The 23,270-nt window shown below is 62.6% G+C and carries 20 protein-coding genes and 1 pseudogene; 13 read left to right on the forward strand and 8 right to left on the reverse strand.

Features of this window, described 5'->3' with window-relative positions; all coding sequences use genetic code 11:
* The first annotated feature begins 77 nt into the window (after positions 1-77).
* Positions 78-1,031 (forward strand): adenosine deaminase, encoded by a 954-nt coding sequence (locus M5B44_RS05055; protein WP_011332312.1) that lies wholly within the window; start codon positions 78-80, stop codon positions 1,029-1,031.
* 48 nt (positions 1,032-1,079) lie between these two features.
* On the opposite strand, the gene M5B44_RS05060 is transcribed toward M5B44_RS05055, so the two are convergent.
* The 3 genes from M5B44_RS05060 to M5B44_RS05070 form a co-directional block, all read right to left on the reverse strand.
* Positions 1,080-2,459: an MFS transporter gene (locus M5B44_RS05060; protein WP_248738428.1), complete on the reverse strand. Its 1,380-nt coding sequence runs from the start codon at positions 2,457-2,459 to the stop codon at positions 1,080-1,082.
* A 126-nt stretch (positions 2,460-2,585) separates the two neighbouring features.
* Complete coding sequence (locus tag M5B44_RS05065; RefSeq protein WP_248738429.1) at positions 2,586-3,320, reverse strand: ArsR/SmtB family transcription factor; 735 nt, start codon at positions 3,318-3,320, stop codon at positions 2,586-2,588.
* Between the two features lie 307 nt (positions 3,321-3,627).
* Positions 3,628-4,557, reverse strand: coding sequence for a LysR family transcriptional regulator (locus M5B44_RS05070; RefSeq protein ID WP_085711274.1), 930 nt, complete (start codon positions 4,555-4,557; stop codon positions 3,628-3,630).
* A 116-nt stretch (positions 4,558-4,673) separates the two neighbouring features.
* Between M5B44_RS05070 and M5B44_RS05075 the strand changes: the two genes are divergently transcribed.
* The 3 genes from M5B44_RS05075 to M5B44_RS05085 all read left to right on the forward strand — a co-directional run bounded on the left by M5B44_RS05075 (position 4,674) and on the right by M5B44_RS05085 (position 6,352).
* A complete protein-coding gene (locus tag M5B44_RS05075; RefSeq protein WP_248738430.1) occupies positions 4,674-4,967 on the forward strand; it encodes a putative quinol monooxygenase in 294 nt (97 codons plus the stop codon).
* 31 nt (positions 4,968-4,998) lie between these two features.
* Positions 4,999-6,012 carry a zinc-binding alcohol dehydrogenase family protein gene (locus M5B44_RS05080; RefSeq protein ID WP_248738431.1) on the forward strand — a complete coding sequence of 338 codons (1,014 nt, stop codon included), beginning with the start codon at positions 4,999-5,001 and terminating at the stop codon, positions 6,010-6,012.
* Between the two features lie 166 nt (positions 6,013-6,178).
* Positions 6,179-6,352: a hypothetical protein gene (locus M5B44_RS05085; protein ID WP_167443758.1), complete on the forward strand. Its 174-nt coding sequence runs from the start codon at positions 6,179-6,181 to the stop codon at positions 6,350-6,352.
* Between the two features lie 11 nt (positions 6,353-6,363).
* Here the strand turns inward: M5B44_RS05085 and M5B44_RS05090 are convergent, their stop codons facing one another.
* Both M5B44_RS05090 and M5B44_RS05095 read right to left on the reverse strand, forming a co-directional pair.
* The gene (locus M5B44_RS05090; RefSeq protein ID WP_248738432.1) at positions 6,364-7,566 is read right to left on the reverse strand and encodes a multidrug effflux MFS transporter; all 1,203 of its coding nucleotides are present in this window, start codon (positions 7,564-7,566) and stop codon (positions 6,364-6,366) included.
* 117 nt (positions 7,567-7,683) lie between these two features.
* Entirely contained in the window at positions 7,684-7,881 is a 198-nt protein-coding gene (locus M5B44_RS05095) for a heavy-metal-associated domain-containing protein (RefSeq protein WP_248738433.1), read from the reverse strand.
* A 148-nt stretch (positions 7,882-8,029) separates the two neighbouring features.
* Here M5B44_RS05095 and M5B44_RS05100 point away from each other — a divergent pair, with 148 nt between their 5' ends.
* The 3 genes from M5B44_RS05100 to cueR all read left to right on the forward strand — a co-directional run bounded on the left by M5B44_RS05100 (position 8,030) and on the right by cueR (position 11,325).
* Complete coding sequence (locus tag M5B44_RS05100) at positions 8,030-8,416, forward strand: hypothetical protein (protein ID WP_248738434.1); 387 nt, start codon at positions 8,030-8,032, stop codon at positions 8,414-8,416.
* 108 nt (positions 8,417-8,524) lie between these two features.
* On the forward strand, positions 8,525-10,915 hold the full coding sequence (locus tag M5B44_RS05105) for a heavy metal translocating P-type ATPase (protein ID WP_248738435.1): 2,391 nt from the start codon (positions 8,525-8,527) through the stop codon (positions 10,913-10,915).
* Positions 10,912-11,325, forward strand: a complete 414-nt coding sequence (gene cueR / locus M5B44_RS05110) for a Cu(I)-responsive transcriptional regulator (RefSeq protein ID WP_248738436.1) — start codon at positions 10,912-10,914, stop codon at positions 11,323-11,325. Before M5B44_RS05105 ends, cueR begins: the two co-directional genes overlap by 4 nt.
* On the opposite strand, the gene M5B44_RS05115 is transcribed toward cueR, so the two are convergent.
* Together M5B44_RS05115 and M5B44_RS05120 are read right to left on the reverse strand one after the other, a co-directional pair.
* Positions 11,279-12,496: an MFS transporter gene (locus tag M5B44_RS05115; protein ID WP_248738437.1), complete on the reverse strand. Its 1,218-nt coding sequence runs from the start codon at positions 12,494-12,496 to the stop codon at positions 11,279-11,281. The genes cueR and M5B44_RS05115 overlap by 47 nt on opposite strands.
* 56 nt (positions 12,497-12,552) lie before the next feature.
* Positions 12,553-13,449 carry a PA4780 family RIO1-like protein kinase gene (locus M5B44_RS05120; RefSeq protein ID WP_085684872.1) on the reverse strand — a complete coding sequence of 299 codons (897 nt, stop codon included), beginning with the start codon at positions 13,447-13,449 and terminating at the stop codon, positions 12,553-12,555.
* Positions 13,450-13,894: 445 nt separating this feature from the next.
* On the opposite strand from M5B44_RS05120, the pseudogene M5B44_RS28955 reads away from it, so the two are divergent.
* Positions 13,895-14,983: pseudogene (locus M5B44_RS28955) on the forward strand (cache domain-containing protein); the annotation flags it as partial.
* 129 nt (positions 14,984-15,112) lie between these two features.
* Positions 15,113-15,841 carry a methyl-accepting chemotaxis protein gene (locus M5B44_RS28960; protein WP_371320909.1) on the forward strand — a complete coding sequence of 243 codons (729 nt, stop codon included), beginning with the start codon at positions 15,113-15,115 and terminating at the stop codon, positions 15,839-15,841.
* 49 nt (positions 15,842-15,890) lie between these two features.
* Here M5B44_RS28960 and M5B44_RS05130 read toward each other — a convergent pair whose 3' ends face one another.
* Complete coding sequence (locus tag M5B44_RS05130; RefSeq protein ID WP_248738439.1) at positions 15,891-17,168, reverse strand: acetyl-CoA C-acetyltransferase; 1,278 nt, start codon at positions 17,166-17,168, stop codon at positions 15,891-15,893.
* 177 nt (positions 17,169-17,345) lie between these two features.
* Here M5B44_RS05130 and M5B44_RS05135 point away from each other — a divergent pair, with 177 nt between their 5' ends.
* The 4 genes from M5B44_RS05135 to M5B44_RS05150 all read left to right on the forward strand — a co-directional run bounded on the left by M5B44_RS05135 (position 17,346) and on the right by M5B44_RS05150 (position 23,263).
* On the forward strand, positions 17,346-18,698 hold the full coding sequence (locus tag M5B44_RS05135; protein WP_248738440.1) for a 3-oxoacyl-ACP reductase: 1,353 nt from the start codon (positions 17,346-17,348) through the stop codon (positions 18,696-18,698).
* A 2-nt stretch (positions 18,699-18,700) separates the two neighbouring features.
* The gene (locus M5B44_RS05140; RefSeq protein ID WP_248738441.1) at positions 18,701-19,555 is read left to right on the forward strand and encodes a MaoC family dehydratase; all 855 of its coding nucleotides are present in this window, start codon (positions 18,701-18,703) and stop codon (positions 19,553-19,555) included.
* 349 nt (positions 19,556-19,904) lie between these two features.
* Positions 19,905-21,458 (forward strand): collagen-like triple helix repeat-containing protein, encoded by a 1,554-nt coding sequence (locus M5B44_RS05145; RefSeq protein WP_248738442.1) that lies wholly within the window; start codon positions 19,905-19,907, stop codon positions 21,456-21,458.
* A 134-nt stretch (positions 21,459-21,592) separates the two neighbouring features.
* Entirely contained in the window at positions 21,593-23,263 is a 1,671-nt protein-coding gene (locus tag M5B44_RS05150; RefSeq protein ID WP_248738443.1) for a ShlB/FhaC/HecB family hemolysin secretion/activation protein, read from the forward strand.
* Positions 23,264-23,270 lie beyond the last annotated feature (7 nt).

The following is a 23,270-nucleotide window of genomic DNA, read 5'->3' on the forward strand; positions in this document are numbered from 1 at the left end:
ATCGGTTGGTCAGGTTTTGCCAATTGTTTCGGCGCGCATCTGTAGAATGCCGTCATTGCACCTGATGAGAAAAGAATATGTACGACTGGCTCAACGCCCTGCCCAAGGCCGAATTGCACCTGCATCTGGAAGGCTCGCTGGAGCCCGAGCTGCTGTTCGCCCTGGCCGAACGCAACAAGATCGCCCTGCCGTGGAGCGACGTCGAAACCCTGCGCAAGGCTTATGCCTTCAACAACCTGCAGGAATTCCTCGACCTGTATTACCAGGGCGCCGACGTGCTGCGCACCTCCCAGGATTTCTACGACCTGACCTGGGCCTACCTGCTGCGCTGCAAAGAACAGAACGTGATCCACACCGAACCGTTCTTCGATCCGCAGACCCACACCGACCGTGGCATCCCGTTCGAAGTGGTGCTCAACGGCATCGCCGCCGCGCTGAAGGATGGCGAGCAGCAACTGGGCATCACCAGCGGTTTGATCCTGAGTTTCCTGCGCCACCTGAGCGAAGACGAAGCGCAGAAAACCCTCGACCAAGCGCTGCCGTTCCGTGATGCGTTTGTCGCCGTGGGTCTGGACAGCTCCGAGATGGGTCACCCGCCGAGCAAGTTCCAGCGTGTGTTCGACCGTGCCCGTCACGAAGGCTTCCTGACCGTCGCCCACGCCGGCGAGGAAGGCCCGCCGGAGTACATCTGGGAAGCCATCGACCTGCTGAAAATCCAGCGCATCGACCATGGTGTGCGCGCCATCGAAGACGAGCGTTTGATGCAGCGCATCATCGACGAGCAGATCCCCCTGACCGTATGCCCGCTGTCGAACACCAAGCTCTGCGTGTTCGACCACATGTCGCAGCACAACATCCTCGACATGCTCGAACGCGGCGTGAAGGTCACGGTGAACTCCGATGACCCGGCGTACTTCGGTGGTTACGTGACCGAGAACTTCCATGCGCTGCACGAACATCTGGGCATGACCCAGGATCAGGCCAAGCGCCTGGCGCAGAACAGCCTGGATGCACGGTTGGTAAAACCGTAACAGCAGAAAGCCGTTCGAACACCCCCGTGTTCGAACGGCTTTCCGGTCTCAGCGCACAACCGCTTCGGTCAACTCTTCCAGCGTCTTGCCCCGGGTTTCCATTCCGAACAGCCACACCACTCCTGCGGCTATCGCAAAGCACAAAGCCCCCAACGCAAACACCCCGCCCTGCCCGGTAATCGGAAACACCAGCCCGGTGACCAACGGCCCGAGCAGCGAACCGACGCGCCCGATGGCCGAGGCGAACCCCGAGCCCGTTGCCCGTGCCGATGTCGGGTACAACTCAGGCGTGTAGGTGTAGAGCACCGCCCACATGCCGAACAGGAAAAACTGCATCAACAGGCCCGTGCCGATCAGCAACCCGACATTGCCGCCGAACACCGCACTCTGGCCATACAGAAACGCCATCACCCCGCCGCCGAGCAACGTGATGATGCACACCGGTTTGCGCCCCCAGCGCTCCACCAGCCATGCCGCCATCAGAAACCCGGGAATCCCGCCGAGGGAAATCAGCACCGTGTAATACACCGACTGAGTCACCGCAAACCCCGACTGTTGCAGCAACGCGCTGAGCCAGGAGGTCAGGCCGTAGAACCCGAGCAATGCAAAGAACCACAGGCTCCAGATCATCATCGTGCGCTGACGGTACAGTGGCGACCAGATCTGCCCGAGGGCCGAAAGGAAGTTACCCGGTGGCGTGATCACCCGAGGCAGGCGAACCGGTTCCGGCAACGCGACCCCGCCCAGCGACTTGCGTACCCGATCCTCGATCCCGCACAACACCTTGTCCGCCGCCTCATGCTTGCCGGCCTGCTCCAGCCAGCGTGGCGATTCGGGAATGAAAAAACGGATCGCCAGCACAAACACCGCCGGTACCGCCAGCACCAGAAAGATGTCGCGCCAGCCAATCAACGGCAGCAGGAAATACGACAACACACCGGCAGCGACAAACCCCAACGGCCAGAAGCCATCCATCAAGGCAATGTATCGCCCGCGACGCTTGGCCGGTATCAGCTCCGACAGCATCGACTGGGCAATCGGAAATTCCATGCCCATGCCGATCCCCAGCAGGATGCGGAACAGTGTCAGGCTCTCGACCGTTTGCGCCGTGGAACACAGGTAACTGGCCAGTCCCCACAACACGATGCTCCACTGGAACACCGGTTTGCGACCGAAACGATCGGCCAGCAGTCCAGACAGCGACGCCCCCAGCACCATGCCGAAAAAACTCGAACTGGCAAGCAGACCGGCTTCGGCGCTGCTCAGGCCGAATTCGGTTTTGATCGAGCCGAGCAGGAAGGTCATCATCGCCAGATCCATGGAGTCGAAGAAAAACGCCAGGGCGATGATGATGAAAATGATCCGGTGATAATCGCTGACCGGCAGGCGTTCCAGTCGATCCGCCGCGCTGAAGCTTCCCGTGTCCATGCCACCTCCTCCATCCGAAATGTCTGCGGATCGAGTGTGCGCGATAGCCGTTCAGCCTTTGTGCCAGATGCGACCTGTTCGCAGCCGTAGACGACGCCAGTCATCCGGCCAATGGAGCAAAGCGCTCTACAGCGCCATTTCCAGCTCGGTTTCCCGGGCGAATCGATGAATTTCCCGCTGTCCCGCCGCCGTCAGCTGCAGGGCGCGGGAGTCGTTGGGCAGCGTCAACCAGCCGGACTGCATGAACAGTTGCAACAACGCCGCGCCCAGCGAGCCACCCATGTGCGGGCGCCGCTCGCTCCAGTCCGGGCACGCACAGGCGACCTGTGCGTTACGGTGGGCCAGCGCCTGGATGAAGACCCCGCGACTGGCCAATTGTGTCGCTCCCTTGTGAGTGACCACCACCCGATGCTCGAGCTGTTCGATCCAGCCGGCATCGAGCAGACGCTGGTACAGGTCGGCCGCCAGCGTACCGCCCAGATGGTCGTCGCAAAAACGCGCACGCAACAGGGAAGATGGCGCGGACTGGGGTCTGGCGATGGGGGTGGCGCGTTTGAAGACATCGGGAATTTCCCGCGGAGCACTGGCGAGCGTGGCGCTGGCCAAAGCCTCGATGGCCGCGCCGATTTCCGGAGCCGCCAGGCGAAAGAAGCGCTTGCGCCCGCGAGCCTCGACCTTCAACAGACCGCCAGCGGACAAGCGCCCCAGATGCGCACTGGCCGATGAGGGCGACAGCCCCGCCAGCAGCGCCAGTTCCTCGGTCTGCCGGGCCGAGCCATCCATCAGCGCCCACATCATCGCGCTGCGTTTGGGATCGGCCAGCAACGTGGCGATCTGGCTGATGCAAGGTGCATGTTCCATGTATTCACTCCCTGTTGAATCGTATCGTCTACTGCTCAGAGACATCTTGACCAGTAATCAGTCGTCGGCCAAGCCGCGCAAAAACGCCTTGATCCGAGGCAAGGCAACACACTGCCACCCGCTATTCGCAGTACTCGACACGACTGTCACCGCTACCCGGCCGGTGTCAGTCCGATCATGCCTGTGCCTGCGTGCGGGTGCAGGCTTCAGGCGGACGCTAGTATAAGCGGGTTGCCCGCAGCGTCCTGCGCCGGAGCCGGTCCATCTGGTGATTGTTCCTGACAGAAATTTCGCTTTTTGCCTGCGACTAATGATCAACCTGCGGAAAAGCGGGAAATCGGCTACTCAATTCCGCGCAACGGCTGGCGAGCATCTCCCTCAACAGGTTCACCGGCTTACTCAATTGTGCGCGATGGGCGCACAGCAGATTCAGCGGAGCCCGCTCGCAGAGCAGCCCCGGCAGCAACACTTTCAATCGCCCCGCAAGAACATCACCGGCCACATCCAGCCAGGATTTGTACGCGATGCCCGCCCCCGCGACGGCCCATAAACGCACCACATCGGCATCGTCGCTGAAACGGTCGCCACTGACGGTCAGGCCGACTTCGCGTTTGCCGTCATGAAAACTCCAGTGGTCGTGCACCCGACTGCCCAGCATGTACAACAGGCAATTGTGCTGCGCGAGCTGCTCCAGTTGCGTCGGCTCGCCATGTTTCGCCAGATAGCCGGGAGAGGCGCAAAGCACCCGCCGGTTCTGTGCGGCGATGGGCAACGCGACCAGACTGGAGTCTTCCGGTTCGCCGTAGCGCAAGGCGATGTCCACCGGTTGGCGAAACAGGTCGGCGATGCGGTCGCCCAGCAGCAGACGCACGGTCAGTTTCGGGTGTTCGCGCTGAAACTCATCGAGCCACGGCAGCAGCAGGTTGCGGCCGAAATCCGAGGGGGCCGACAGCTGCAGAATCCCGCTGACCTGATCCTGACCGCTGGCCAGCAGACGACGCCCTTCATCCAGGTTGCTCAGCGCCGCCCGGGCATATTCGAGGAAGCCTTCGCCCTCGGACGTCAGCCGCAGGCTGCGAGTGGAACGCGCCAGAAGCCGTGCACCGAGCTGTTGCTCGATACGCTTGAGCGCCGCGCTGGCCACGGCGGCGGACATGTCCATCACCCGTGCCGCCGCCGACAGACTGCCCAGATCCGCCGCCCGGACAAACAACTGCAAGTCATCGAAACGCAGCATTCCAGCCTCGATTATCAAAAAAATATTGAAAGAGACTGCTCTTTTAGCCGGTTTTATCTCGCGTAGAAATAGCCAATCATGCCTCCCATCGAATTCATCCCGTTCCGGAGTCGACCATGTCCCAGCCTTTCACCGCTATCGCCACCCTGATCGCCAAGTCCGGCCAGCAGGACACACTCAGAAACGCCCTGCGCGCACTGGTTGAACCAAGCCGCGCCGAGGATGGCTGCAGCCAGTACGACCTGCACCGCGACCTGGCCGATCCGCTGACCTTTTATGTGATCGAGCACTGGGCCAGCGAGGAAGTCCTTCAGGCACACAATGCCAGCGCGCATTTTCAGAACTTCCAGGCCACCGCCGGCCACTGCATCGAACACTTCCAGTTAAAACGCCTGGGCGCCATCGCCTGAGCCCTTCTTCTATTAGTTTGTGGAGCCAAACATGAAAGCCATCGCTTATTACGCATCCCTGCCCATCAGCGACGAAAAATCCCTGCAAGACATCGAGCTGCCGGAGCCGGTGGCCGGCCCGCGCGACCTGCTGGTGGAAGTCAAAGCCATCTCGGTCAACCCGGTCGACACCAAGGTTCGGCAGAACGTCGCGCCGGAAGGCGGCGCCGCAAAGGTGCTGGGCTGGGACGTGGCCGGTGTGGTCAAGTCGGTCGGCAGTGAAGTGACACTGTTCAAGGCGGGCGACAAGGTGTTCTACGCCGGTTCCATCGCCCGGGCCGGTGGCAATAGTGAACTGCACGTGGTGGATGAGCGGATCGTCGGCCATATGCCGAAAAGCCTCGGTTTCGCCGAAGCCGCCGCCCTGCCGCTGACCGCCATCACGGCGTGGGAGCTGTTGTTCGAACGCCTGCAGATTCGCGAGGGCAACACTGACGAAGGTCAAAGGCTGTTGATAGTCGGCGCGGCCGGCGGCGTGGGTTCGATCCTCACCCAACTGGCCAGCCAGTTGACCGGGCTCAAAGTGATCGGCACCGCTTCCCGTCCACAGACCCGCGACTGGGTGAGCGGGCTCGGCGCTGACCTGGTGATCGATCACAGCCAGCCGTTGAGCGAAGAACTGAAGCGCGCCGGCCTGGCCCACGTGACACACGTCGCCAGCCTGACCCAGACCGATCAGCACCTGGACCAACTGGTCGAGGCCCTGGCGCCGCAAGGCAAACTGGCGCTGATCGATGATCCGAAGTCGCTGGACGTGACCAAGCTCAAGCGCAAGAGCCTGTCGCTGCACTGGGAGTTCATGTACACCCGCTCGCTGTTCGAAACGCCGGACATGATCGAACAGCACACATTGCTCAACCGCGTGGCGGACCTGATCGATGCCGGGACCTTGAAAACCACGGTGGGCGAGCACTTCGGCAAGATCAACGCGAGCAACCTGCGCCGTGCCCATGAATTGCTGGAAAGCGGCAAGGCCAAGGGGAAAATTGTTTTAGAAAGTTTCTAAAACTCCGGAGGCCGCAGTCTTCGTCAGCGCCAGAAGTGGCTGACTCGGGGGCTGCGGTCGTTTTTTGCCGTCAGTCAGATGCTTGACCCTTGTCACAATTGCGATCGTATTCGGGTCTACAATCGAAACCTCTGCGATGCAATCTTTTACGTACGGGAGGTCAGCAATGAAGATCCTGATAAAAGAAGTGGCAAAGTCCCAATGGCAAGTTCGCCTTGACCAGCACGCCGTGACATTCCGCAGTGAAGCCGAAGCCCTGGCCTTCACCCGCACCCTCGAAGCGCGTCTGCACGCGCCCCATCAGATTCCCGAGATTACCCAGCAACGCGCTGTCGGCTGAGTTTCTTCCGTTCAGACTTCGGCCTGCGCCTTTGCCAGCGCCCGGGCATTCTGCATGCGCCGGGTGAGCATCGCCGCGCTGACCACCAACAGACCGCACAGGCTGATGACCATGGCCATCGGCACGGCGGTGCCGTCGTGCAAGACCCCCACCAGCGCCGAAGCCCCGGCGGCGACGCTGAATTGCATGCACCCGAGCAATGCCGAAGCACTGCCGGCGCGAGCGCCTTGGCCGTTCATCGCACTCGCCGCCGCATTGGGGCTGATGCAACCCAGACTGGCCACGCAGATGAACAATGGAATCAGCAGCGGCCACAGGGCCTCGGTGTGCAGGGTGCTGACCGCGAGCAATGTCAGCCCGGCACCGAAGTAGACCCAGACCGCCCGCGACAACAGAAACGCCGGGCCGCGCTTGGCCAACAGTCGCGCATTGATCTGCGCCACCAGAATGAAGCCCGCCGCGTTGGTGCCGAACAGCCAGCCGAAATGCTCGGGCGGAACGCCGTACAGCTTGATGAAAATGAAGGGCGAGCCGGCAATGTAGGCAAACATCCCGGCGATGGCGATGCCACCGGTCAGGGCATGGCCCATGTAGATCGGATCAGTCAGCAGGCGACCGTACTGCCGCAATGCACCGGACAGTGGCTGGCGCGGAACATGGGCCGGCAGACTTTCCGGCAGGCCGAGGGCAACCGCCAGACCGGCCATGGCACTGAACCCGGTCAGCACCAGGAAGATCGACTGCCACCCCGTGGTGTTGACCAGCAGACCGCCGAGCATCGGCGCCAGGATCGGTGCCAGCCCCATCACCAGCATCAGTTGCGAAAAGACCTTCGCCGATCCCACGGCATCGCATTTGTCGGCGACCACCGCCCGGCCGATCACCATCCCCGCACAACCGCCCAGTGCCTGAACGAATCGCGCACCGATCAGCCATTCCAGATTCGGCGCATAAGCGCAGGCCAATGACGCCAGGGTGAACAGCACAAGGCCGGTGAGCAATGGAATCCGCCGTCCGAAACGATCCGCCACCGGACCGTAAGCCAGTTGACCGATGGACAAACCAAAAAAGTAAGCCGACAGCGTCAGCTGGACGTGTTTCTCATCGGTGCCGAACGCCAGCGCCATGGAGGGAAATGCGGGGAGATAGAAGTCGATCGCCAGCGGACCGAAAGCGGTCAAGGCACCGAGAATCAGAATGGTACGGAAGTTCATCAGGCGTCCAGGTTTGGCAGGCAGTTGGGCGGGCACTTTGGTTAAGAGTGCAGCCCGACAGTCTAGCCGCGCGAGGACGCCTTGAACAATCCGGTAGCTCGCTAACTATTAAAAAGTTCAGGCGAGTTTGATGGCGTAGCCTTCTTCGCTGATCGCATCGATCACTTGTTCGGCGCTCAACGCACTTTCGACACCGACTTCCTTCGCCGCCAGATCGACCCGCACGCTGGCCGCCGGATCCTTGCTCTGCACCGCCTGGGTAACGGCCTTGACGCAGTGACCGCAGGACATGCCTTCAACACTGAACACTTGCATGGAATGACTCCTTTGAGTGAGGTTGCCGGCAGTGTCGAGCTTGCCACGATGGCAAGGTCAAGTTCTGTAAACAACTGCCGGGCTGGCAATCGGCGCCGCGCTCGGCCAAGCTGCGTGCATCCATGACATCAATTCAGGAGATTCAGCCATGCGCTGGTCAGCTTTCAGCCTGTTTGGCCTACTCAGCTTCTTTTCCTGCCTGCCCCAAGCCAACGCGACCGGCGAGGATTACGCCGTTCTGATCATCTCCCGCGAGCGTCTGGAAGTGCCGACCTCCTGCGAGATCGGCGTGTACATCCAGGATCAATTGGCCGGGCGGCTGCTTCAGGAACAGACCACGTCGTTCAATCTGCCCTACGGCAAAGTCTCCATTCGTCTGAAACTGGAGCCAAGCCAGATGCCGGGCTGCAAGCCGGGGATGCTGGCACCACCGGCGCAGGAAATCACGCTCAAGGCCGGCAGTGTGGTGAAGTACCGGATCGCGTCCAACGATCAAAGGGGACTGTACCTGCGACCAGCCGCGCTCGAATACTGAGCCAGGGCCCGAAAAGGGGGAGCCGGCAGGCTCCCCCTTTTTTTGGCCTTGACCTTGCCAGCATGGCAAGGTTGATCCTGTAGGCATCCACTACAGGGAGTACGACCGATGTCCGATTCCATCACGTTCGATCTGCCCATCAGCGGCATGACCTGCGCCAGTTGCGCCGGCCGCGTCGAGCGCGCCTTGAGCAAAGTCAGCGGCGCCAGTGCCGTCAGCGTCAACCTCGCCACCGAACAGGCCCGGGTGCAGGCCCCCGGCGACAGCCTGCCGGCGCTGATGGAAGCGGTAGAGCGCGCTGGTTACAGCGTGCCGCAGCAAACCGTGGAATTGAACATCGACGGCATGACCTGCGCCTCCTGCGTCGGTCGTGTCGAACGTGCCCTGAACAAAGTGCCGGGAGTGAAAAACGTCAGCGTCAACCTCGCCAACGAACGCGCCCACCTCGAGCTGCTCGGCGCAGTCGACCCGCAAACCCTGATCGCTGCCGTGAGCAAGGCCGGTTATTCGGCCAGCCTCTTCGAACATGAACACCAGACCGACAATCAGCAGCAACGCCTGAGTCACGAGCGCTGGGCGCTGATCTGCGCCATCGCCCTCGCCTTGCCGCTGGTGCTGCCGATGCTGCTGCAACCGTTCGGCATTCACTGGATGCTTCCGGCCTGGGCGCAATTCGCCCTCGCCACTCCGGTGCAATTCATCTTCGGTGCACGTTTTTATGTGGCCGCGTGGAAGGCCGTGCGCGCCGGGGCCGGCAACATGGATTTGCTGGTGGCCCTCGGCACCAGCGCCGGTTACGGCCTGAGTCTCTATGAATGGGCCACTACCACCGGGGGCATGCCGCACCTGTATTTCGAAGCCTCGGCAGTGGTCATCGCGCTGGTGCTGCTCGGCAAGTACCTGGAAAGCCGCGCCAAACGCCAGACCGCCAGCGCCATCCGCGCACTGGAAGCGCTGCGGCCGGAGCGGGCGATTCAAGTCATCGATGGCCGCGAACAGGACATCGCCATCAGCGCCCTGCGCCTCGGCGACCTCGTATTGGTCAAACCCGGTGAACGCTTTCCGGTGGATGGCGAAGTACTGGAAGGTCAGAGCCACGCCGACGAAGCGCTGATCAGCGGCGAAAGCCTGCCGGTGCCCAAGCAGCCGGGCGACAAGGTCACCGGCGGTGCGATCAACGGCGAAGGCCGCCTGCTGGTGCGCACCACGGCGCTCGGTGGGGAAAGCGTGCTGGCGCGGATCATCCGTCTGGTGGAAGACGCTCAAGCCGCGAAGGCGCCGATCCAGAAACTGGTGGATAAAGTCAGTCAGGTGTTCGTGCCGACGGTTCTGCTGCTGGCCCTGGCCACGCTGATCGGCTGGTGGCTGTACGGCGCACCGCTGGAAACCGCATTGATCAACGCCGTCGCGGTGCTGGTGATCGCCTGCCCCTGTGCTCTTGGTCTGGCGACACCGACCGCGATCATGGCCGGCACCGGCGTCGCCGCTCGCCACGGGATTTTGATCAAGGACGCCGAAGCGCTGGAGCGTGCCCATGAAGTCAACAGCGTGGTGTTCGACAAGACCGGCACCCTGACCTCCGGCACCCCGCGCATTGCGCATTTCAGTGCGATCAACGGTGACGAAGACGCCCTGCTGACAGCGGCCGGCGCGCTGCAACGCGGCAGTGAACATCCACTGGCCAAAGCGGTACTGGATGCCTGTGCCGAACGCAATCTGACTGTGCCGGATGTCAGCGACAGCCAGTCCCTGACCGGTCGCGGCATCGCCGGTCATCTCGACGGTCGGCGCCTGGCGCTGGGCAATCGTCGACTGCTGGAGGAAACCGGTCTGGACGCCGGCACGTTGGCGGAGTCCGCCAAGGCCTGGGAAACCGAAGGCCGAACACTGTCCTGGCTGATCGAACAAAGTCCCGTTCCCCGTGTACTCGGTCTGTTCGCGTTTGGCGACACCCTCAAGCCCGGCGCGCTGCATGCGGTGCAACAACTGGCTGCGCGACATATCCACAGTCACCTGCTGACCGGTGACAACCGCGGCAGCGCCCGTGTGGTGGCCGAAGCGCTGGGCATCGAGAACGTCCATGCCGAAGTGCTGCCGGCGGACAAAGCCGCCACCGTCGCCGAACTGAAGAAAACCGGCGTCGTGGCCATGGTCGGCGACGGCATCAACGACGCCCCCGCGTTGGCCGCTGCCGATATCGGCATCGCAATGGGTGGCGGCACCGACGTGGCCATGCACGCCGCCGGCATCACCCTGATGCGCGGCGATCCGCGACTGGTGCCGGCAGCGCTGGAAATCAGCCGCAAGACTTACGCGAAGATCCGCCAGAACCTGTTCTGGGCCTTCGTCTACAACCTGATCGGCATTCCGCTGGCGGCGTTCGGCTTGCTCAATCCGGTGCTGGCTGGCGCGGCGATGGCGCTGTCGAGCGTCAGTGTGGTGAGCAATGCGCTACTGTTGAAAACCTGGAAACCCGAGGATCTGGAGGACAACCGATGAACATCGGCCAAGCGGCCCGCCACAGTGGCCTGAGCGCGAAGATGATCCGTTATTACGAGTCGATCGGCCTGCTCAAGGCCGCCCATCGCACCGACAGCGGCTATCGCGTCTACAGCGACGATGACCTGCATACCCTGGCGTTCATCAAGCGCTCGCGGGACCTGGGTTTTTCCCTTGAGGAAGTCGGCAAGCTGCTGACCCTCTGGCAGGATCGCCAGCGCGCCAGCGCCGATGTGAAGGCCCTGGCCCGCCAGCACATCGACGAGCTGAATCAGAAGATCCGCGAACTCGGCGAGCTGCGCGACACCCTGCAGGACCTGGTGGAACACTGCAACGGCGACCACCGCCCGGACTGCCCGATCCTCAAGGAGCTGGCGTCTGGCTGCTGCGCGCAACCTGCTCGCGTCTGAGCAACAGGATCTTCATCGACAGCACCGTGACGAGGGGAATGCCGTGGAACAGCAACACCACGGCACCCGGTGCCCACCCGTTGTAGAACGGTGCGGCGATCAGCATGCCGACGCCGAACCCGGTCATCTGCAACAGCGTCAGGAAGCTGAAGATCGGCAGGCGAAGGGGCTCAGGCTCCCGTTGCAACCGTGACATCAGCCCCACTTCCGAGAACCCGTCGCCCAGCCCGGCCGGCAACGAAAACAGCAAAAGACCGACGACGCTGTGCTGCTGAAACATCAGGATGAAACCGCAGGACATCAGCAGCACGCCACCGAAATAGCGGCGCTCCAGATGAATGTTTTCCGAGCCGTTCAAGCGACTGGCAATCCGCGCGCCCAGCAATTTGCCGCAGGCCCACACCGCGAGCATCAGGCCCAGCGTGGTGCTCGCCGAGTCCGGCGTGAGCAGTCTGGAAATGATCGGAAATCCGACGTTGTGTGCAGCGCTGCCCAAAGTGTCGGCCATCGTCACTGCCAGCATCGCCGCAACCACCGGAGCGCTGCGCAATCCCTGCAACAGCGCCGACCACTCACCCTGTCTAGCGCTTGATTCGGCCACCGGCTCGGGTGCGCTGAACCGCAGCGGCGCAATCAACGCTGCAGCCAGCAGATAGGTCAGCGCGTTCAGAGCGAACACCGTTTCAAAACCAAACCCCGCGACCAGCAGCCCGGACACCAGACTGCCGCCGACCATCGCCATGGAAGAGGCGGACGTGATCCAGGCATTGGTCTTGAGTAACTGCGCCGGCTCGATCAATCGCGGTAACTGACTGTTGAGGCCGATGGCGAACATCGAATTGCCGAAGCCCAGGCCGAACGCAATCAGCGGCAGCAACAGCGCCTGCTGACTGACCGGCACGATCAGCAACAACCCGAGGACAGCAGCGCGCAGCAGATCGAAGGCAATCAACGGCAAACGACCGCTGCATCGGCGATAAAACGCGGTGCCGATCAGGCTGGCGAAAATCCCGCCGCCCACCCGACTGGCCAGGAAGATCCCGACGCTCATGGCGCTGTTGCTCAGCAGGTAAACATAAGTGGCCAGCGCCACCATGTTCAGGAAAGCGCCGAAATCGGAAATCAGCCGGGCCGTGATGATCAGCCGGGCATTGCGGGAGGTGGTGGTCACAATCAATCCTTGAATGTGTAAAACCCGGCCGAAGCCGGGTTTTGTTTTTCAGATGCTTACTGCATCCACGGTGGCGGAGGCGGTTCGTCGGACTTGCCCTTGGGCTCGTCGTCCGCCGCGCGGATGGCTTGCTTGCGCTCCTCGTCCAGACGCGCCGCTTCGATCTCGCGCAGCACCCCGCCGACATCGGCCAGGTCCTCGGGATCGTCGAACTCGCCGGTCAGCACGCTGGCCGGGTGCAACGTACCCGCTTCGTACAACGCCCACATTTCCTTGGCGTATCGGGTCTTCTTCAGCTCCGGGGCGAAGCGGCCGAAGTACGACGCCATGTTGCCGACGTCACGCTCCAGCATGCTGAACGCATGGTTGTTGCCAGCAGCGTCCACCGCTTGCGGCAGGTCGATGATGACCGGGCCGGTCGGTGTCAGCAGCACGTTGAACTCCGAGAGGTCACCGTGCACCAGACCGGTACACAACATCAGCACGATCTGCGAAATCAGGAACGCGTGGTATTCGCGGGCCTGATCCGGCTCCAGCACCACGTCGTTCAGACGCGGCGCGGCATCGCCGTATTCATCGGCCACCAGCTCCATCAGCAGCACGCCTTCGAGGAAGTCGTACGGCTTGGGTACCCGCACCCCGGCATTGGCCAGGCGGAACAGCGCCGCGACTTCGGCGTTCTGCCAGGCGTCTTCGGCTTCCTTGCGCCCGAACTTGGAGCCCTTGGCCATCGCCCGGGCCTGTCGGCTGTTGCGAACCTTGCGGCCTTCCTGATACTCGGCCGCCTGGCGGAAACTGCGTTTGTTCGCCTCCTTGTAGACCTTTGCGCAACGTAACTGATTGCCGCAGCGCACCACATAAACAGCTGCTTCTTTGCCACTCATCAGTGGACGCAGCACTTCGTCGACCAGACCGTCCTCGATCAGGGGTTCAATGCGTTTTGGAGTCTTCATCAGCTTTTATTGTGGGTCCTTTATTGCCAAACACGCGAATGTCACTCGTTATACGGCAATCCCCGCATCACGGGGAAGGGTTGCCGACCTGTGAACCTGTGGATGCACACACTGTGCCGGATCAAATACGTCAATCCACCGCTCTTGTATCGACCGCTGCGAATCATAGCCGAGCCTGTCGAACTTGTTGGCGCAAGGACTTGAGGGCATTTGCGACAGAATCTGACATCCAGCTTCGTTCCTTTCGTAAGAATTTTCTCTTACAGCCTCAATTTCCCTCTTCGGCAGCCGAAGTCCTCAGAGACAGAGGAATTTGTCCGACAATCGTTCCAAAAAAACTTCGATGTCGCACTCAAGGAGTGGAGTGGAAAACAACGTTTTTCGGCTGCCAATAAACCGCGAGTCATCTGCACTGCGTGGGCCTACAAGAAAATCTGGAGCGCGGATGAACATCAAACAGAAGTTGACCTGGGCGTTTGCAATCATCGCCTGTTTGCCCGTGGTGCTGGTCGCCACCCTGGTGGTACTGAACCTGCGCAGCGATGCCCGGGAAGGCTTTGTCGACAGCAGCGGACGCGAGATCCGACAGGTCAGCAACGCCATGCAGCTGTTTTTTGACGGTATCAGCCAGAACGTTGATTACCTGGCGACCCAACCGCTGATCAAGAACACCGACGACAGCCTCAAGACCTACATGAGCGCCAACGCCGAAAGCGTCCCGCAGGGCGAGATGGACAAAAAGGTCTTCTCCTTCCTGCAGGATCTGGGCAACAGCCACCCGGCCTACGCCTACGCGATTGTCGGCACGGCTGCCGGCGGTTACGTCTCCTGGCCCGATGATCCCAAACTGAGCAACTACGATCCGCGCCAGCGCCCCTGGTACAAGGCCGCGCAGGCCAAACCCGGCAAACCGTTCCGCACCGCCGCCTATTACTGGGCGCAGGACGATGCGACCTACGTCAGCACCGTGCGCACCATCGACAACAAACTCGGCAGCAACGGTGGCGTGGTCAGTATCGACGTCACGCTCAAGCAGCTCACCGAGATCGTCAAACAGATCAAACTCGGCGAAACCGGTTACCTGATGCTGCTGGAAAACAGCGGCACCGTATTGGTCGATCCGAAGCAGCCCGAACATAACTTCAAACCCCTCGACAGTCTCGGCGAGGGCTACGCGCAACTGGCCAAGGCCGGCAAGGGCCTGGTGGAAGTCGAGCTCAACGGCGAGCGCTACATGGCCAACGTCTGGCCGTCGGAGCAACTGGGCTGGACCTTCATCGGCCTGATCAAACAGAACGACGTAATGAGCTCGGCCACCAGACTCACCTGGCTGATCGCAATCATTGCCGCCGTGCTGGCGGTCATCTTCGCGGTGGTCGGTGCCAGTTTCGCCAGCCTCATCGTGCGACCGATCCGCAGCGTGGCCAGCGGTCTGGAAGGCATCGCCCAAGGCGAAGGCGACCTGACCAAGAACCTCGACATCCGTGGCAGCGACGAAACCGCGCAACTGGCCAACTGGTTCAATCAGTTCCTGACTGCGATCCGCAGCCTGATCCAGCACATCGGCGGCGCCGCCGGGAAAATCCTCGCCACTTCGCAGAGTTCGACCCGGGTCTCCGGCGACATGGCCGAAGCCGCCGGACGCCAGCGCGAAGCCGTGGACATGGTCTCGACCGCATTCCACGAAATGGTCGCCACCGCCAACGAAGTCGCCCGTTCGTGCAGCCAGGCCGCGGAGTCGGCCGACAGCGGCCAGCGCCAGGCCCGCGAGGGTCAGCAGCAGATCGATGCGGCGGTGCACAGCGTCGATCAACTGAGCCAGGAGCTGGAACAGTCGGCGCAGTCGATGCAGCAACTGGAGCGTGACAGCAACGACATCCAGTCGATCCTCGGCACCATCCGCTCCATCGCCGAACAGACCAACCTGCTGGCGCTCAACGCCGCTATCGAAGCGGCGCGCGCCGGTGAGCAAGGACGTGGTTTTGCGGTGGTGGCCGATGAGGTTCGTGCACTGGCCAAACGCACGGCGGATTCGACGGCGGAAATCGACGGTTTGCTGGGCAACCTCGCCAAGCGCACCAGCGCCGTGACCCAGCAGATGCGCGCCAGCCTCGATGTGTCGCAGCAATCGGTGGCGCGGATCGGTGAGGCGCGGGAAAGCTTTGGTCAGATCCGCGAATCGGTGGATGTGATTCGTGACATGAACACTCAGATCGCGACGGCGGCGGAAGAGCAGCATCAGGTGGCCGAGGACATCAATCGGCATATCAGCCAGATTCATGGTGATGCGCAGCTGGTGGCCGAACTGGCCAATTCGGCGCGGCTGGATTCGCAAAGTCTGGCGGGGTTGTCGAATGAGCTGGATGGGTTGGTGCGCAGGTTCCGTACCTGAGTAACCTTTGGAATTCCCTCTCCCTTTGGGAGAGGGAATTCCTGTTCTTTCAGCGCTCGATGATGGCCGTCACACCTTGTCCGCCAGCCGCACAAATCGAAATCAACCCACGCCCCCGCCCCGCCGCATCCAGCAACTTCGCCATGTTGGCCACGATTCGCCCGCCCGTCGCGGCAAACGGATGCCCTGCCGCCAGCGAGCTGCCCTTGACGTTCAAACGACTGCGATCAATCGAGCCCAACGGCGCATCCAGCCCGAGCCGGGCCTTGCAGTACTCCGGATCCTCCCAGGCCTTGAGCGTGCACAACACCTGCGCAGCAAAGGCCTCGTGGATTTCGTAGTAGTCGAAATCCTGCAAGGTCAGACCATTGCGCGCCAGCAAGCGTGGCACGGCGTACACCGGGGCCATCAACAATCCTTCGGCGCCGTTGACGAAATCCACTGCCGCCGCTTCGCCGTCCCGCAGATAAGCGAGGATCGGCAGGCCACGTTCTTTCGCCCAGTCTTCACTGCCCAGCAACACCACCGATGCGCCATCGGTCAGTGGCGTGGAGTTGCCGGCGGTCAGCGTGCCCTTGGCGCTTTTCTCGAAGGCCGGCTTCAGGGTCGCGAGTTTTTCCAGGGTCAGGTCCGGGCGCAGGTTGTTGTCGCGGGTCAGGCCGAGGAACGGCGTCATCAGGTCGTTGTGCCAGCCTTCGCTGTAGGACGCGGCGAGTTTGTGGTGGCTTTCGAGTGCCAGTTGATCCTGCTCTTCGCGAGGAATGTTCCAGGTCTGCGCCATCAGCTCGCAGTGTTGGCCCATCGACAGGCCTGTACGCGGTTCACCGTTGCGCGGGAATTCGGGGATCAAGTGTTTCGGGCGCAATTGCAGGAAGGTCTTGAGCTTGTCGCCGGTGGTCTTGGCGCGGTTGGCTTGCAGGAGGATCTTGCGCAGGCCTTCGCTGACGCTGATCGGCGCGTCTGACGTGGTGTCGACGCCGCCGGCAATGCCGCAATCGATCTGCCCGAGAGCGATCTTGTTCGCCACCAGCAGCGCAGCTTCCAGGCCAGTGCCGCAGGCCTGCTGGATGTCATAGGCCGGAGTCGCCGGTGACAGGCGCGAGCCGAGCACGCATTCGCGGGTCAGATTCATATCCCGTGACAATTTCAGCACCGCCCCCGCGACCACTTCACCCATGCGCTGGCCGTGCAGGTTGTAGCGCTCGATCAGGCCTTCCAGGGCGGCGGTGAGCATCACCTGATTGCTCGCGGTGGCGTACGGGCCGTTGGAACGGGCGAACGGAATGCGGTTGCCACCAATGATCGCGACGCGGCGCAGCTGACTCATGAAAAACTCCTTGTGAAATATCCAGTCTGAAAATCGGGCACTGAAAATCCCGCCGGGCCCCAAAAACACCGGGGGCAAACTACTCTGCTGTTCTAGCGTAGGCCTAAATGTGTGGATCGAACGATTGATTGCCCTTCGCAGTCCACACTTTGAACCCCATCTTCTGGAGAGCGTTCCATGTCTGACCGCTATATCGACTTCGCCAACTCGTCCATCGGCCATCGACTGGTCGGGGCCCTGGGCCTGCCGTCGCCGGTGCGGCTGGAACGCTGGCAGGCGGGGCGCCTGCGGCCGGTGGAGGGCGCGCTGCTGATCGGCGGCGGGCCGCTGGCCGAACGGGTCAGCGCCTTCGCCAATCGGCTGACCGATGCCATTTACCGCTACGGCGACCAGCCTGCGTCTGCCACCCAATGGATTCCCGGCCATGGTCCGAAACTCAAGGCCGTGGTGTTCGACGCCAGCGATCTGCAGCACACCGACCAGCTCAAGCAGCTGCGCGAGTTCTTCCAGCCGCTGATGAAGAACCTCGACAACAGCGCGCACCTGGTGATCCTCGGCCGCGCCCCGGAAACCTTGCGCGATCCGTTTGCCGCCAGCGCACAGCGAGCGCTTGAAGGTTTTTCCCGCTCGCTGGCCAAGGAACTGCGCAGCGGCGGCACGCTGCAATTGATTTACGTAGGCGAAGGCGCCGAGGATCAGCTCGAAGGGCCGCTGCGGTTTTTCCTCTCGCCGAAAAGCGCGTTCGTCTCCGGGCAAGTTATTCGCCTGAATCCTTGCGCCACGCCGGTAACCGACTGGACGCGCCCGCTGGCCGGGCGCAAGGCGCTGGTCACTGGAGCGGCTCGCGGCATCGGCGCCTCCATCGCCGAAACCCTGGCCCGTGACGGCGCCGAGGTGATCCTGCTCGACGTACCGCCAGCGAAAACCGATCTCGAAGCCCTGGCCGCACGCCTCGGCGGCCGCGCCATCACCCTCGACATCTGCGCCGAAGACGCCGCCGCGCAACTGATCGAACAGTTGCCGGACGGGCTCGACGTTCTGGTGCACAACGCCGGCATCACCCGCGACAAGACCCTGGCCAACATGACGCCCGAGTTCTGGGACGCGGTGCTGGCGGTCAACCTCAACGCGCCGCAGGTACTGACCAAGGCCCTGCTCGACAGCGGCACCCTGCACGATAACGCGCGGGTGATTCTGCTCGCCTCGATCAGCGGCATCGCCGGCAATCGCGGGCAGACCAATTACGCCGCAAGCAAGGCCGGGCTGATCGGCCTGGCCCAGGCCTGGGCACCGACGCTGCTGGAACGCGGCATCAGCATCAACGCCGTGGCGCCGGGCTTCATCGAAACCCAGATGACCGCGCACATTCCCTTTGGCCTGCGCGAAGCCGGACGACGCATGAGTTCGCTGGGCCAGGGTGGCCTGCCGCAGGACGTCGCCGAAGCGGTAGCGTGGCTGGCGCAACCGGGCACCGGCGCGTTCACCGGGCAGGCGCTGCGGGTCTGTGGACAAAGTGTTCTGGGGGCTTAGGCATGAGCATCGAATGGCACACGCTGCACCGGGAGCCGAGTCTGCCGGGGTTGTATGTCCGGGCGGCGACCCGGCGAAAAATCACCGGCACTACGTTGCCCGACAGCGGTTTGCGCTGCTGGGTCGACGTCGACGGCAAACGCCTTGCGGCCTATCGCAAGGTCTGCGGTTTTGCCGATGACGGTCTGCTGCCGCCGACGTATCCACACGTCCTGGCGTTTGCGTTGCAGATGCAATTGCTCACGGACAAGGACTTTCCCTTCCCCCTGCTGGGGCTGATTCACCTGAGCAACCGCATTCGCGTGCTGCGGCCGATGGGCGGGATCAGTCGTGCACAGGTCAGCGTTCGGGTGCACAACCTGCAACCCCATCCGAAAGGCGCGACGTTCGACCTGCTGACCACCCTCGACGATCAGCTCGGCCCGCTGTGGGAGGCCGAAAGCCGGATGCTCTGTCGCGGCGTGAAACTAGAGGGCGAGGCGCTCGAACAGGCGTGGGAGCCGACACTGCCATTGATGCAGGTGGCGCAGTGGAAAGCCCCGGCAGACATCGGCCGGCAGTACGCCAAAGTCTCCGGCGACTACAACCCGATCCACCTGAGCGCGGCCAGTGCAAAGCTGTTCGGTTTCCCCACCGCCATTGCCCACGGCCTGTGGAACAAGGCACGTACGCTGGCAGCCCTGGCGGATCACCTGCCCCGGGCCAATCTGGAAGTCACCGTGCATTTTCGCAAGCCTGTGCGCCTGCCGAGCGAAGTATCGCTGTTCGCCAGTGCGGCGGGCTCCAGCGGTGAATTGCGTCTGATCGGTGCCGGAGAACTCGAGCACATGGTCGGCAACTGGCAACCGATTGCCTGAATCGATACGCCGCTTCAGCCGCTCTCCCGTCGCTGAGGGGGGCGGATCACAGCGGCGCAACATGATTAATTGTGTGTATATAACTTAAGTTTTTACGTCCGCCACCCGCCCGCACACCAAACACCAAGCCTTGATTCTCAAGGCTTTTTTTTGCGCGTTTATATCCTCGGCATTAGTCGTTAAGCAGCAGGTTCACCGATCTATATAAAGGCGTTAATACCAACTCGAGAATGGCGTGGATCCAGCCTTGCGATTGATATGGGCACAACGGGCGAAGGCATTGCCGACAACAGAATCGGCGAGCCATCGAAGACAACGAACGTTGTGACAGGTGCAAGGAATTACCATCATGAAAACTCAAGTGTGGTGCAAATCGGCAACAGCGCTGGCATTGATCCTCTCCCTCGGACTGGCCGGTTGCAGCAGCGGCGGTGGCGGTCATCACAGCAGCTCCAGCAGCTCGACTCCGGACAGCTCCACCGCCGGCACTGGCGGAACAAGCGGCAGCGGCGGTACGACGGGGACCGGCGGCACTGCCGGAACGGGCGGAACAGGTGGCACCGGCACCACGGACCCGACCACTCCGACTAACCCGACCAATCCGACGGATCCGACCAACCCAACCAACCCGAACACACCGCAGGCACTGGTCACCTCGACGCTGGTGCAGGATGTCGGCAGCACCGTCGCCGGTGTCGGCAGTGGTGTCGGTCAGGTCGGTGACTCCCTCAGTGGTGTGCCCGTGGTCGGTGGTGTCGTGCAAAGCGCCGCCAAAACCGCCGGCAACGTGGTCACAACATTGGGCGACGGCGTAGCCAACGGCCTCGGTAAACTCGGCACCACCGACAACGGCCTGGGCGTCACCGCCTCGGCGGTCGGTGGCGTGGTGCAGGATGTCGGCAACGGCGTATCGGACCTGAGCAGCAAACTGACCACCGCCACCGGCAGCGTTCCCGTGGTCGGCGGTGTGGTTACCAAAGTTGCGCCATTGCTCAACGGGGTGGGTGAAAAAGTCACCATGCTCGGCGATACCCTGAGCACGGCCACCACCACCGGCCCACTCGGTTCGGTGACCAAAGACGTCGGCAACGGTCTCGTACCGGTGATCGCCATGGTCGAAAGCACCACCGACAAACTGGGCAATACCACTGGCCTGGGTGCGCCATTGAACGGCGTGTTGCAAAAAGTCGGCAGCACCGTCGACGGCGTGGGCGACAACGTCACCGCAGCCGGTAACGGCAACGCCCTGACCAACACCGTCGGCGGCGCCCTGAGCAACGTCGGCACTGCCGTCGGCAAGGCCGGCGGGCTGGTGGACAACGGCACCGGATCGGGCACCGGCGTGGGTGGCGGGCTCGGTGGCGGACTCGGCAACAATGGCCTGCTGCAAACCGTCGGCGGCGCAGTGGTCAACGTCGGCGCCGGGCTGGGTGCAGGCAACGGCACACTCGGCGCACCGGGCAACGTGCTGGTCTCGGCCGGCAATACCGTGGCTTCGCTCAACACTGTCCTCGGCGGCTCGGGCTCGCCGATCACCAGCCCTACTACGCCTCTGGCCAGTCTGGGCAGCGGCGTCGGTGGCGGGCTCGCACCTGTCACCAGCGCGGTCACCAACCTGACCCAGAACGTCGGCAGCACCACCGGGCTCGGTGCTCCGGTGGCCGGCATCACCAGCCAGGTGGGCGGTGCGGTGGGTAATCTCGGTGGCGCCATCGCCGCCACCAACAACCCGGTCACCACCGCCGTCGGTGGCCTGGTCAGCAACGTGGGCGGTACCGTGGCGGCGGTCGGCGGGCTGGTCAACGGTGGCGCATCCACCGGGGGTACCGGCACTGGCGTCGGTGGCGGTCTGGGCGGTGTGCTCGGTGGCCTGAGCGGCGCGCTGGGCGGCAACAAACGCTGAATTGCACCTGGCCGATTCGACGGCCGAACCTACAGCGCCTACGCTTGGTTGAGGGCGGAAGATTCCCGTGAGTCTTCCGCTTTTTTTCTTAGGAAAACCCTGCCCGGTGCTGCGGTTTGAACATGGAGTGTCCTATGCGCGTTATGGCATCCCTGCTGTTGCTCAGTCTCAGTTCCACCGCCCTCGCCGACACCCTGCCCAGCTTTCTCAACAGTAACGAAACCATCCGCAACCTGCCGGTGCCGAACCTGCCTGCCGACGCCTACCGTCCGAGCGCAGCTCCGCTGCAAGTCCCGGAGCCCGGTGCCGCAGCGGCCGAGCCGTTGATGATGGGCACGAAGATCAACCTGAAAACCGTGCAGATCGAAGGCGGCACGATCTACCCGCTGAACGAGCTGGCAGAGATCTACAAGCCTCTGATCGGCCATGAGTCCAGCCTCGCCGATCTGATTGAAGCCACCCGCAATATCACCCGACGCTACCAGAACGACGGTTATCTGCTGTCCTACGCCTTCCTGCCGAAACAGAATTTCGATAACGGTGTGGCGCGCGTGGTGCTGGTGGAAGGCTATGTGCGGGATGTGCAGGTGCAGGGCGACGTGGGCCGGGTCAAGGGACTGCTCGACAGACTGGCGGCGAAAATCCAGGCTGAACGTCCTCTGACCCGCAAGACCTTCGAACGCTACACCACACTGATGACCCGCATTCCCGGCGTCACGATCCAGGCCCAGGTGCCACCGCCGGGGACCACCGACGGCGCGACCACGCTGGTCGCCCAGGCCAGCCGCAAACCTTTCACCAGTTCCCTGAGCACCACCGAAGACAACCGCAAGGGCACCCAGGCCCTGCTCGGTGTGAGCAGCAACTCACAGACGTCGATGGGCGAACAGCTGACGCTCAGCGGGCTGTTTCCACCGGGAAAGGATCACGAGCATTACTACCGTCTGGACTACAGCCAGTTTCTCGACGCCGAAGGCACGCAACTGAACCTGTCCGCCTCGCGCTACCGTGCCGACCCCGGCACCAACGTCGCGCTGGACAATGGCCTGGAACTCAAGCCCCACCGCGAGAACGACCGCTACTCGGTCGGCTTCAGCCTGCCGCTGATTGCCGCCTCGAACGAACTGCTGACCGCCGGAGCGCGCCTGTACGCGGTCAACGACAAGACCCGCTATAACGTGATCGGCTACCCCTTGAGTGTCGAAGAACGCACCGACATCCGCGCCCTCGCCTTCGAAAGTGACTGGCGCAAGGCCGACGCCCGCCAGTTGCGGATTCTCAGCGGCGGCGTCTATCAAGGGCTGGACAGCATGGGGGCGCGCACCAACAACAGCGCCATCGATCTCAACTTCCTGCGCCTGCGCCTTTCCGGGGTGCAGAGCGACAAGTTCTTCGATAACTGGCAAGGCGTGCTGTCCGGCGCGCTGTACTGGACCGACGACACCCTGCCCGACAGCGAACGCGCGGTGTTCGGCGGGCAGAATTTCGGCCGTGGCTACCCGGACGATCAGGCGTCCGGTGACAAGGGCTGGGGCGTGGCTTACGAGGTCAACTACAGCTTCAACCGCGACGGCAACTGGGTGCGCATCCTGCAACCCTATGTCGTGCTCGACCGCTCCCGCAGCTGGTTCAACCAGTTGCCGGTGCAGGCCAACAGCCTGTCATCGGCAGCCGTGGGCCTCAGATTTGGCGATGCCAAGTACTACAACATCGCCCTGGAAGCGGCCAAACCCATGTCGGATGAAGCGCTGGATACCTACAACCGCCGGCCGCGCTACAGCATCAGTTTCAGCTATCAGCTGTAGCCCGGCC

Source organism: Pseudomonas sp. MWU12-2029 (assembly GCF_023242425.1).
In the GTDB taxonomy this organism is placed as follows: domain Bacteria; phylum Pseudomonadota; class Gammaproteobacteria; order Pseudomonadales; family Pseudomonadaceae; genus Aquipseudomonas; species Aquipseudomonas kribbensis.

What these genes read in the sequence shown, in the direction of transcription:
- M5B44_RS05055 (WP_011332312.1), top strand. Translation starts at nt 78, where the DNA reads ATGTACGACTGGCTCAACGCCCTGCCCAAGGCCGAATTGCACCTGCAT.
- M5B44_RS05090 (WP_248738432.1), bottom strand. Translation starts at nt 7,566, where the DNA reads ATGAACTTCCGTACCATTCTGATTCTCGGTGCCTTGACCGCTTTCGGT.
- M5B44_RS05140 (WP_248738441.1), top strand. Translation starts at nt 18,701, where the DNA reads ATGAGCATCGAATGGCACACGCTGCACCGGGAGCCGAGTCTGCCGGGG.
- M5B44_RS05075 (WP_248738430.1), top strand. Translation starts at nt 4,674, where the DNA reads ATGTCCCAGCCTTTCACCGCTATCGCCACCCTGATCGCCAAGTCCGGC.
- M5B44_RS05060 (WP_248738428.1), bottom strand. Translation starts at nt 2,459, where the DNA reads ATGGACACGGGAAGCTTCAGCGCGGCGGATCGACTGGAACGCCTGCCG.
- M5B44_RS05100 (WP_248738434.1), top strand. Translation starts at nt 8,030, where the DNA reads ATGCGCTGGTCAGCTTTCAGCCTGTTTGGCCTACTCAGCTTCTTTTCC.
- M5B44_RS05085 (WP_167443758.1), top strand. Translation starts at nt 6,179, where the DNA reads ATGAAGATCCTGATAAAAGAAGTGGCAAAGTCCCAATGGCAAGTTCGC.
- M5B44_RS05065 (WP_248738429.1), bottom strand. Translation starts at nt 3,320, where the DNA reads ATGGAACATGCACCTTGCATCAGCCAGATCGCCACGTTGCTGGCCGAT.
- M5B44_RS05120 (WP_085684872.1), bottom strand. Translation starts at nt 13,449, where the DNA reads ATGAAGACTCCAAAACGCATTGAACCCCTGATCGAGGACGGTCTGGTC.
- M5B44_RS05105 (WP_248738435.1), top strand. Translation starts at nt 8,525, where the DNA reads ATGTCCGATTCCATCACGTTCGATCTGCCCATCAGCGGCATGACCTGC.
- M5B44_RS05080 (WP_248738431.1), top strand. Translation starts at nt 4,999, where the DNA reads ATGAAAGCCATCGCTTATTACGCATCCCTGCCCATCAGCGACGAAAAA.
- M5B44_RS05095 (WP_248738433.1), bottom strand. Translation starts at nt 7,881, where the DNA reads ATGCAAGTGTTCAGTGTTGAAGGCATGTCCTGCGGTCACTGCGTCAAG.
- M5B44_RS05135 (WP_248738440.1), top strand. Translation starts at nt 17,346, where the DNA reads ATGTCTGACCGCTATATCGACTTCGCCAACTCGTCCATCGGCCATCGA.
- cueR (WP_248738436.1), top strand. Translation starts at nt 10,912, where the DNA reads ATGAACATCGGCCAAGCGGCCCGCCACAGTGGCCTGAGCGCGAAGATG.
- M5B44_RS28960 (WP_371320909.1), top strand. Translation starts at nt 15,113, where the DNA reads ATGGTCTCGACCGCATTCCACGAAATGGTCGCCACCGCCAACGAAGTC.
- M5B44_RS05150 (WP_248738443.1), top strand. Translation starts at nt 21,593, where the DNA reads ATGCGCGTTATGGCATCCCTGCTGTTGCTCAGTCTCAGTTCCACCGCC.
- M5B44_RS05070 (WP_085711274.1), bottom strand. Translation starts at nt 4,557, where the DNA reads ATGCTGCGTTTCGATGACTTGCAGTTGTTTGTCCGGGCGGCGGATCTG.
- M5B44_RS05130 (WP_248738439.1), bottom strand. Translation starts at nt 17,168, where the DNA reads ATGAGTCAGCTGCGCCGCGTCGCGATCATTGGTGGCAACCGCATTCCG.
- M5B44_RS05145 (WP_248738442.1), top strand. Translation starts at nt 19,905, where the DNA reads ATGAAAACTCAAGTGTGGTGCAAATCGGCAACAGCGCTGGCATTGATC.